Origin of the sequence: Enterococcus termitis (genome assembly GCF_001730305.1) — a bacterium.
In the GTDB taxonomy this organism is placed as follows: domain Bacteria; phylum Bacillota; class Bacilli; order Lactobacillales; family Enterococcaceae; genus Enterococcus_L; species Enterococcus_L termitis.
Genome location: NZ_MIJY01000025.1, coordinates 1 through 8,056, shown reverse-complemented (window position 1 = coordinate 8,056; position 8,056 = coordinate 1). Strand labels below are relative to the sequence as shown.

The following is an 8,056-nucleotide window of genomic DNA, read 5'->3' as shown; positions in this document are numbered from 1 at the left end:
TTTGGACATCCGACTTAATTGAACCTGGAAAAGGAATGTATGCAATTGAATTAGAAGAAGCCCTATCCGCAGGCGAATATGAAGATGCGGTATTGAAGTATGAATGTTTTTCTTTAACGGATCAGTCACCCTTAAATGGGTCTGAAATAAATTTGAAATTAGTTGTCGTATAGACACAAATAGGAGGAAATTTTTATGAAAAAATTAGTAGTAGGTACTTTAGCATTGGCAACACTAGGAATGATGGTTATTAATGGAAGTACTGCACAAGCAGATACAACCAAAGTTGAATATTCAGTTGAAGGAGATTACACATTAGTGATCCCTCAAACAGTGAATTTACTTCATGATAATACTACAGAAATGTCAATCAAAACAATTAACCGCAACTTGGCACCTAATAAAGAGGTAGAGATCACAATAAGCGACGGCTTATCAGCAGACGGTGAAATTGAACTGCAGCGTACGAACTCAGCTTCTGATGTATTAACAAGCAGTATCAAAAGCAACAATAACCCGGTATCAATTACCAATCCAGTGATTGGAAGCTTTACAGGCTATGCTATGGCTGAAACGGAAGTAAGTAAAGTTGAATTTGGTGTTCCACAAGGACAACAGCTAGCAGGAAACTATTCTACTACGTTGACATTTGCAGCAGCTTATAAATAGGAAAAAATGAAAGGAGTAGTGCATTTTATGAAGAAATTAATCGTTCTGATGATGCTCTTACTCAATACAATCGGAATGTTCACTTTATCATCTGAACAAGCACACGCTAGTCAAACGAAGGTGGAGGTGTTCTTTTCAGAAGATGAAATCAATTCTAGTGAAGAATACATTCGAGAGATTCCTAAAAGTGGACTTGATAATGCTTCAGGAGATAATACAAGTGTATCATCATTACCAAGAACTAACGACCAAAGAGATAGTATCTACGTGATATTGGGGGTCTTACTGATTTTATTTTCGTTTGTATTCAAAATGAAATCAAAAGAAGCTGACTAGTCACTAACTGGAAATGGTGTATATGTAGTTCTGTAGAATAAACACTTTTTCTTTGGAGTCGATTAGTAGAGGTGAAAATTAATGGATATGAAAGATAGTATTGTTCGAGAGCTAGATAGCTTTGCCAGCCAGAATGATATATTGAGGTATAGCGATTTATATGAAGTATATCTAGATTTAAGAAGAAGTATAGAATGCATATTTCTGTTAAAAAGTGACAAGAATGCTGTAGAAACGACACTTCATTGCTTGAAAATCGAATCAAAAGTTCAGTTATTTATTTTCTACTTAAAACAAGTGAAAAACGGAGAGTTAAAGGAATATGAAGCTGTAAAGGCTATTAGTGATGATTACGAAGTATACTGTATGGAAATGATAAATACAGATTTGATTGGAGATATATCAATATTTTTCAAGAAGAATAAGGAAGCCGAAGAATCATAACTAAAAATGTACAAGTGACAATGTTTAATTGTTATTTGGAAATCTTTGTTCAGAATAAAAAGAAGCATTACTATAATGATTGAAAGGAAGGACTTTAAACAGTAAAAAGTTTAAAGTTTTTTCTTCTTTTTTGTGTCATTTTCTACACTAGATTTGTTGTTATTTTATGAAGGGGGCATTTGCAAAATGGATAATTTATCAGAGAAAAAATATTTATATGAACAAATGCAATCAATCATAGATGAAAGGAGAGTGTTGACAAAAATATATACAGAATTACAAGAACGATTAGCAATATTAGATGAGATTCCTATTGATCAACAAACACAATCTACAATGCTAAAAAAAGAAGCCGAGTATCAAAGATACATGTTATCAAAAAAGGAAAATCTAAACGGAAGAGTCCCTTATTCTATCATTAGTTTAAAAATTGCTTCTTTGCTGAAGGATGCTGGACGTCCGCTATCTAATAAAGAAATTTACGAACTGATAATGAGTAAAGATCAATTGAGTTTGACCTATAAAAATCTGACGATGAATATCTTACCAAGAATGAATAAAGACAGTGTGGTAAATGTTGAGAAAGCCTATAGAGGTTTTTGGCAATACCGAAGAAAATAAATATGAAATTATCTATTTAGTATGCGAACTTCCTTCATATCCTAGTGAGGAAGTGATTCATATGAACCATCTAAATAACAACAAAATGGAAGCGCAATTAACAAAGTATTTTCAAAAGGTTATTCATAATGCAGCAATCAATTATTATAAGAGAAAATCTAAACACTATGACCAAGAAATGCAAGATGAACAACTACTATCTTCTTTAGTAGATATAACTGATCCAGAGAACGAACATCTTTCAACGATTTCGTTAGGAGAACATTCACTAGTAATTCAAGACGAAAAACTAAATGAGATAGTATCTACATTGAACCAGAAAGAGCATCAATTTCTGATAGAAAAACTTGTTTTAGGAAAAACTGATCAAGAGATCGCTGTTGTTTTTGGAATTAGTAGACAAGGTGTAACTAATTATAAAAAACGGCTATATGACAAACTCAAAAGAAAACTTAATAGTGTACAATAAAGTCCTTTTGAAAGGAATGTTCAATATTGTCTATACGAAAAATTTATTTTGCTGCAAGACTAGGTGATGGGTATGCTTTAGAAAGTTTAGTTGTAAGATTTCATCCATTAATGGTAAAAATGTCTACTAAACAAGGATATTTCGATGAGGATTGTTATCAGGAGTGTGCTATAGCAGTTATATTGGCAGTTCAGAAATTTGAGATTAGAGGATAAATCCAAGAATATCAACAAGTAGAGATTTTCATTCGCTGTAGATTTAGAAGTTCAACAATTAAGTTAAGGCTATACTCGGTATGAAGAAGTAAGAATATTTCTGCTTACTTCTTCATTATTCTTATCTAAAACGAAAACTATTGTGTTGATTCAAAGATTTTCGAACGTTATAATTAATTGACAGCGTTATTTTTATTTATGTTAAAGTATAAAAAAATGTTGATCGTATATGGCGAATAAGGAATGAAATAGAACAAACTATGAAAGATTTTAGAGGGATGTAAAGAGGAGAGGAAAAAGTTTTGGGTATAATTACTGATATTTTTGCGTTGGTTGTAGGTATAGCACTTCTATATTTGATTATTAAGTATGGGAAAAAGATCTATACTGTTTTAATGACTGTAATAGGAGTTTCAATTTACTCCTTCATTCAATTAGGATTGCTCTTTTTGTTAGGGATAATATGGCTTTATTGTGTAATATATGTTTTGAGCGAAATTGGTCAATTCTTTCGATATGGATTTAGTAGTTTCAATTGGATAGGTTTACTCGCTGCAATTGTAGTGTTTTATCTATCAACAAAAAAAATTAAGAATACATGTTTACCAGCTATAAAACAAATAATGAATTATGTAAAGAAACCCATAAATAAGCAAGCAAGTAATACGTTCAAAAAAACAAGCAGCCAGAAAACTAAAATTTATCCAAATTCTTCTGATATTTTGAAATATAAAATAGAAATAGTAGATTCTTATACTGGTTATGAGTTTGAAGAATATTTGGTTATTTTGCTAATAGCTTTAGGCTTTAAAAATGTGAAAAGAGTTGGAGGATCTGGCGATCGAGGCGTAGACATAATTGCTACTAGAAGCAATTTGAAGTATGGATTTCAAGCTAAAAGATACGACAAAAACTCTTTTGTTGGAAACAAAGCTGTACAAGAAATATATACAGGAGTAACTGTTAGAGGCTTAGATAGAGGAATCGTTGTAGCGCCAGCAAAATACTCATCGGATGCAATTGGAACAGCTTTACAAACTAATATTGAACTATGGGATAGAGAAACATTGAGCCAACACCTTACGGACATTTATTCTAATATCGAATATAGAGACCATAGTCTTACTTCTAAAGTTGGTTATAAAGAAGAATCGACGGATGAAAAAAGTGATGTGTTAAGCAACGAACAAGTTCTAGCATTAAAACCATATTTAGAGATTTTAGACTTTACATGTAATGGAGAAATTAGTAAACAAGATATTAAAAATAGATATAAAAAGCTTGTTAAGATACATCATCCAGATAGCATTGATGGTAATGAAAAAATGTTTAAGTTGGTAAAGAATGCTTATACTGAAATAATGAGTAGTTTTAGCTAATTTAAGTACAACAATTCTATCCAATTTCATATGACAAATGATAAACATAGTTTAACTGGTAGAAAAAATCTTAGTGTTTTCAAGTCTTGAATCAACTGAAAAAATTAACCTCAGCACATTGAAGAAATTAATAGATATAAATTATTTAAAGTTAATGGGTGAATTTAAGAGAGAGGGAATTTCTTTATTGTTAAAGGAATTTTTAATGTATAATCCTCATATTAAGGAATATTTTGAAGATCGAATATGAGATTCTTTAAATGTCTATATAAATAATGATAGTAGGATAACGAAAAGCCGAAAAGCTAAAAATCTTTTCGGTCTTTTTTTTGTTTATACTATGGATTTGTTATTATTCCAACTTTCATGGTCTGTTTCAAATTATCGATAATTTTTAAGCTGTTTGTAAAGAGTTTGGTGTTCATCTTAAATTGAAAAACTTCGATAAATCACATTTATCAAAAGTAGAGGGTCACATTTCTAAATAAATATTTTAATTTCCGGCTTCTTCTATTTGTTGATATAAAACTTCCCGAAGTAAATCATCTAGCAAACAACAAGTGTGCAATAATATCCAATTTTGTCTACTATATTCACTGTAGTCAAAATTGTAATTCTTCATAAATTTTCCAGCAAATTCTTCTGATTTTTTGATGAAATTTTTGAAATCTCCGTGTCCAATTTTATTTCTCATCTGCCTTAATATCCGTGCAGCCGTGGTGCAATCATCCTCGTAAATTTTTTTAAGATATGGAGCCAATAAAGAATCTATTTCCTTTGTTTTTTGATTAGGGGTTAGTAATGTTAGTTCCAATAATGTGAAAGTCTTCAAAAAATGGTTTTGATTGTAATTGTTATCCTCAAATATTCCATTCATGATGTAATCGAACTTGTAGTAGTCATTTTCAGACTTAATAATGGAATCAATACGATTTCCCATTAATTTTAAGTTATGAATATAGTCTTCGGTTGATTTCCATCCGTTAAATTCAGAGCGTATGCGAAAACCTAGGTTGAGTAGTATTCTCGTGTTTTCTAAATCATTCATATTGCTTGTATAGATACAATTCATGTGGATGCCATTATCTATGTCTTTATTTATGAAATTACAAAAATTAATGACTTTTTCAGCGTAGTCTTCTTCACAAAGTCTTCCATCAAAACAATTGGTTGTCCAGTCAAAAAAAGGCATATCTTGGTAAGTGTAATCAAAGAATAGATACACCAGGTTATCAGCGAGGCATTCAACACAGTTTTCAATAGAATTTAAATTGTATTCTGCGTAGTTTGCTACATTAATTTGAACAATTTCTCTTAAATACTCTAGAGAATACTCTCTGTGAAAACTTTTCCCATAAGCTCTTACATTTTCGTCTATATCAATTTTTTGTTGTCTTATCTCTTTTAGCATATCCTCGATAATTCCTTCTTTCCAGTCAGTCGGAAGATTGGAAATGTATATTTTTAATTTGTCTGATATTTTTGTTTTATTAATTCTTCCATAAACATCAATAATTACCATCTATGTTAGACCTCCTCTTTTAAACCAATTTAATACTATTATACCAATACTTTGAAGTTAATTGTTTAAGCAAATAACTCCATCTCAAGCTATCAGTAGGAAAGAAATAAAATTTTCTTTGTTTTGTGTCATTTCCAACCACTAAATTGTTGTTATTAGTGTAAGAAAGATTTGATCTTTGAAAATTGAATACTCATTTTGAATAACATTCCCTGTCATATGAGCTACTGTGTAGTTACGCCATGATGATACTGAGCGAATTAAGATTAACACAACACTTGGAATAGGTATCCAGGTTGCGATGACAATGACAGAATATAATGATACTTCCGTAAGGCTCGCAATAAACTTGGGAGAGGTGAAATTCCTATGTGCTTAACCTAAAGCAAATTCAAAATGATTGAAAAAATATTTTTAATTGAGAGGCTACCTTAGAATAGTTAGTAGATGGTGTTTAAAGTGCTATATTTTTAGGAGAAAAGCTATGGAAAAAAGTTTTGAAATGATGGTTAGTTGTAAGGATTTAACTGAATTGGGATTTAAACCGTATCAAGCAAAGCAAATCATAAGAGAATGTAAAGAATATCTAGCTCAAGTTGAAGGGATAGCATTCTATTATAATCGTCAAGTGAGTGTTGTACCTGCAAGAGTTATTGAACAATTATTCAATATACAAACAAAGAAATAGATATTATAATAGAGCTAGGCTCATAATTCTCTATGTAAAAGGAGAATATATGGTTAAAATCAGTAATATATATCAAGATAAGAAAACAAAGAAATGGTTTTTTCGTGCTTATCTGGGCATTGATGCGGATGGTAAAAAAATTCAAAAAACCAAAAGAGGTTATGAATCACAAAGAGAAGCTAAAAGAGGCTATGATCAATATATGCTTACTCATGGATTTCATCAAACTTTAACTTCTCATCTAAGATCTACAAGTCAAATGACTTTTGAAGAATTCTATAAAGTCCGTTTTGTCAATTGGTATGAGAAACAAGTTAAAAGTCAGACCTTTGAGAATGCACAATTTATTTTTGAGAAGAAATTGGTTTATTTTTATCGAATGCGTATAAGAGACATTAGTAGCCAAGAGATTGAAGATTGGATGCATGAATTGAGTCAAACAGCTACTAGAAATTCTAGAAAGCAAGAAACAATCACAACACTCTCTAGAACCTATATTAATCGCATTTTAGGACATCTGAGAATCATTTTGAATCGAGCTGTTAAAGAAGGATTGATTGAGCGGAATCCAGTAGACAGTGTCTCCTATTTCCCAAAAGAAAATAAGAAAGTTGAATTTTGGGAAGTCGAAGAATTTCGAAAAGTAATGGCTATGATTCCTGAAAATTCTATTCAGAACCAGCATAGAAAAATGGTTTATGAAATGCTTTTCTATACTGGTTTGAGAATCGGAGAGCTTCAAGCCTTAACTTGGGAAAACGTTAGTTTAGAAAAGAATCAGATAACGGTTGAAAAGACACTTATATACAAAGATAAAAATGATTGGTACTTCTCTACGCCAAAAACAAATAAGTCTTATCGAACCATTGGGATTGGGAAAACATTAAGTGGAAAGTTGAAAAAATGGAAAGAACTGCAATCTATGATTGGAAATTTTGAATATATGTCTCAACTTGACGGGACTTTCACACCATCCTATTCATTTTCCAATTGGTTAAAAGATGCTGCAAGGATGGCAGGTGTGAATCCAATAAAACTTCATGCGTTAAGACATTCTCATGTAGCTTTACTAATCGAGCAGAACATACAGCCTCTTGTGATTCAAGAAAGACTAGGGCATGCGAATATACAGATTACCTTAGGAACATATGGACATTTATACGCGAAATCTGATAGACAGGTTGTCGATGTTCTGGATAAGATAATTTGAGGACACTAGTACTCAAATATGGAAAACTCAAACCAATTGTTCCAAGTTTTCCACTTTTCTACCAACAACTCCAAAAACGTTGTCAAATCAACTGATTTTATCTGTAAATTCCTGTTTAAGATGTATCGGAAATAAAAGTAAATCTAGATCTAGATGAAATAGCTTTAAATCAACACAATATCGAAAGCTGAGAACGTAGTTCACAGTAAGTTTTTCAATGTTCTATCAGAAAAATAAGCAATTGAAATGTGAGTGAGCCATAACTCTTCAAGTCATATCCCACTCACTTGTACTCCGAATAAACGGTGGAAGCAGAAGCAATCCCTTCGGAAATAAGCTGAAATTCACAAAAATTTGAAGAACAATTTTCGTGAATTCCTTCTTATTTCTCGGGATTAAACACTTCTTATACGAAAACTAAAACGGTAAAAAAACAAAAAAAGGCTACCTCCTACTAAAACCGTAGTTAGCCAAATTTGGTCTAGAACACTTTAACAGCTATC

The 8,056-nt window shown here is 31.3% G+C and carries 10 protein-coding genes; 9 read left to right on the top strand and 1 reads right to left on the bottom strand.

Features of this window, described 5'->3' with window-relative positions; translation table 11 throughout:
• Positions 1-195 precede the first annotated feature (195 nt).
• The 7 genes from BCR25_RS12155 (at position 196) to BCR25_RS12125 (ending at position 4,133) form a co-directional block, all read left to right on the top strand.
• Positions 196-669: a hypothetical protein gene (locus BCR25_RS12155; protein ID WP_069663888.1), complete on the top strand. Its 474-nt coding sequence runs from the start codon at positions 196-198 to the stop codon at positions 667-669.
• A gap of 27 nt (positions 670-696) precedes the next feature.
• Positions 697-1,005 carry an LPXTG cell wall anchor domain-containing protein gene (locus BCR25_RS12150; RefSeq protein WP_069663887.1) on the top strand — a complete coding sequence of 103 codons (309 nt, stop codon included), beginning with the start codon at positions 697-699 and terminating at the stop codon, positions 1,003-1,005.
• An 81-nt stretch (positions 1,006-1,086) separates the two neighbouring features.
• Complete coding sequence (locus BCR25_RS12145; protein ID WP_069663886.1) at positions 1,087-1,449, top strand: DUF7006 family protein; 363 nt, start codon at positions 1,087-1,089, stop codon at positions 1,447-1,449.
• A gap of 186 nt (positions 1,450-1,635) precedes the next feature.
• On the top strand, positions 1,636-2,070 hold the full coding sequence (locus tag BCR25_RS12140) for a hypothetical protein (RefSeq protein ID WP_069663885.1): 435 nt from the start codon (positions 1,636-1,638) through the stop codon (positions 2,068-2,070).
• Positions 2,071-2,131: 61 nt separating this feature from the next.
• Positions 2,132-2,539: a sigma-70 family RNA polymerase sigma factor gene (locus tag BCR25_RS12135; protein ID WP_069663884.1), complete on the top strand. Its 408-nt coding sequence runs from the start codon at positions 2,132-2,134 to the stop codon at positions 2,537-2,539.
• A 26-nt stretch (positions 2,540-2,565) separates the two neighbouring features.
• Entirely contained in the window at positions 2,566-2,754 is a 189-nt protein-coding gene (locus tag BCR25_RS12130) for a helix-turn-helix domain-containing protein (protein WP_245792308.1), read from the top strand.
• Between the two features lie 302 nt (positions 2,755-3,056).
• Complete coding sequence (locus BCR25_RS12125) at positions 3,057-4,133, top strand: restriction endonuclease (RefSeq protein WP_069663882.1); 1,077 nt, start codon at positions 3,057-3,059, stop codon at positions 4,131-4,133.
• A 493-nt stretch (positions 4,134-4,626) separates the two neighbouring features.
• Here BCR25_RS12125 and BCR25_RS12120 read toward each other — a convergent pair whose 3' ends face one another.
• On the bottom strand, positions 4,627-5,655 hold the full coding sequence (locus tag BCR25_RS12120; protein ID WP_069663881.1) for an RNA-binding protein: 1,029 nt from the start codon (positions 5,653-5,655) through the stop codon (positions 4,627-4,629).
• Between the two features lie 484 nt (positions 5,656-6,139).
• Here BCR25_RS12120 and BCR25_RS12115 point away from each other — a divergent pair, with 484 nt between their 5' ends.
• Together BCR25_RS12115 and BCR25_RS12110 are read left to right on the top strand one after the other, a co-directional pair.
• On the top strand, positions 6,140-6,343 hold the full coding sequence (locus BCR25_RS12115) for a DUF3173 family protein (protein ID WP_069663880.1): 204 nt from the start codon (positions 6,140-6,142) through the stop codon (positions 6,341-6,343).
• Between the two features lie 49 nt (positions 6,344-6,392).
• Positions 6,393-7,553 carry a site-specific integrase gene (locus BCR25_RS12110; RefSeq protein ID WP_069663879.1) on the top strand — a complete coding sequence of 387 codons (1,161 nt, stop codon included), beginning with the start codon at positions 6,393-6,395 and terminating at the stop codon, positions 7,551-7,553.
• The last annotated feature ends 503 nt before the right edge of the window (positions 7,554-8,056 follow it).

Coding starts and splice junctions, on each gene's coding strand:
- BCR25_RS12150 (WP_069663887.1), top strand. CDS start 697: ATGAAGAAATTAATCGTTCTGATGATGCTCTTACTCAATACAATCGGA.
- BCR25_RS12155 (WP_069663888.1), top strand. CDS start 196: ATGAAAAAATTAGTAGTAGGTACTTTAGCATTGGCAACACTAGGAATG.
- BCR25_RS12140 (WP_069663885.1), top strand. CDS start 1,636: ATGGATAATTTATCAGAGAAAAAATATTTATATGAACAAATGCAATCA.
- BCR25_RS12110 (WP_069663879.1), top strand. CDS start 6,393: ATGGTTAAAATCAGTAATATATATCAAGATAAGAAAACAAAGAAATGG.
- BCR25_RS12135 (WP_069663884.1), top strand. CDS start 2,132: ATGAACCATCTAAATAACAACAAAATGGAAGCGCAATTAACAAAGTAT.
- BCR25_RS12120 (WP_069663881.1), bottom strand. CDS start 5,655: ATGGTAATTATTGATGTTTATGGAAGAATTAATAAAACAAAAATATCA.
- BCR25_RS12115 (WP_069663880.1), top strand. CDS start 6,140: ATGGAAAAAAGTTTTGAAATGATGGTTAGTTGTAAGGATTTAACTGAA.
- BCR25_RS12145 (WP_069663886.1), top strand. CDS start 1,087: ATGGATATGAAAGATAGTATTGTTCGAGAGCTAGATAGCTTTGCCAGC.